General features: G+C 50.6%; 2 protein-coding genes. One reads left to right on the top strand and one right to left on the bottom strand.

The annotated features are described in order from the left end of the window. Window positions 1–446 (top strand): Cys-tRNA(Pro) deacylase (gene ybaK, locus A3751_RS19175; RefSeq protein ID WP_369821261.1); only part of this gene is annotated, 446 nt, incomplete at its 5' end. A gap of 13 nt (window positions 447–459) precedes the next feature. On the opposite strand, the gene A3751_RS19170 is transcribed toward ybaK, so the two are convergent. After that, window positions 460–1052 (bottom strand): PQQ-dependent sugar dehydrogenase (locus A3751_RS19170; protein ID WP_197466515.1); only part of this gene is annotated, 593 nt, incomplete at its 5' end.

Raw genomic sequence — 1052 nt, 5'->3', positions numbered from 1 at the left:
TCAACAAGCAGAAGATTTCTCATACCGTGCATGCCTACGAGCATGATCCAAACCATGGTGCCTACGGTTTGGAAGCGGCAGAAAAGCTCGGTTTTAATCCAGAGAAAGTGTTTAAAACACTCATCATCGAGCTAGACGCTAGCAAGTTGGCATGCGTCATCATCCCTGTTGCAGAAAGCCTCAATCTTAAAAGTGCCGCAAAAGCACTGGGCGCGAAGAAGGCAAGCATGGCCAAAGTCGAAGACGCTGAGCGCTCGACGGGCTATATCAAGGGTGGTGTTAGCCCGTTCGGACAGAAAAAACGATTACCGACGATTGTCGATGCCTCCGCAGAGCACCTAGAAACCTTGCTAGTGAGCGGCGGCCGAAGAGGCCTGGATATTGAAGTCCGCACTGAAGACTTATTGAAAATTCTCAGAGCGAAACTCATCAAGGTGCGCGCTTAGCACATTTCGATTTTTAGGGCTCGAAACGATATAAGTTGCCCAAATCGGTCAGAAAGTACATCCACTGATCGGGCCCAAGTACCGTATCGCGAACCCGTTCGTCAAGACTTTCGAACAGTCGCTGTTCTGCCGTCACTCTCGTCATTGATGCATCTAGCACAAGCACATTTACGTGACGCAACTTCAGCGCACCAGCATAAAGCTTGTTCCCAAACATACTCAAGCTGCTTGGCGCGATGGAAGGCACATAGTACTTGACCGGTTGCTCCATGCCTTCACGATGCGTACCTTCTCCAACGTCTATGGGGCCCCAATACTCTTTACCATACGAGATAACGGGCCAACCATAATTCGCGCCACGCTGAATGATATTGACCTCATCACCACCTCTCGGCCCATGCTCTATTGACCAAAGAACATCGGTTTCCAGGTCATAATGCATGCCTTGCGGGTTTCGGTTGCCATATGCCCAGATCTCGGGCTGCGCGCCTTTTACAGCGTAAAACGGGTTATCTTCAGGAATACGCCCGTCATCATGCAATCGAAGTATTTTACCCGCATGACTCGAAAGCTCCTGAGCCCATTCGCGCTCGCCTCGATCACCAG

It is taken from the genome of Oleiphilus sp. HI0080 (assembly GCF_001635135.1).
This window is presented reverse-complemented; position numbering and strand designations above follow the sequence as displayed.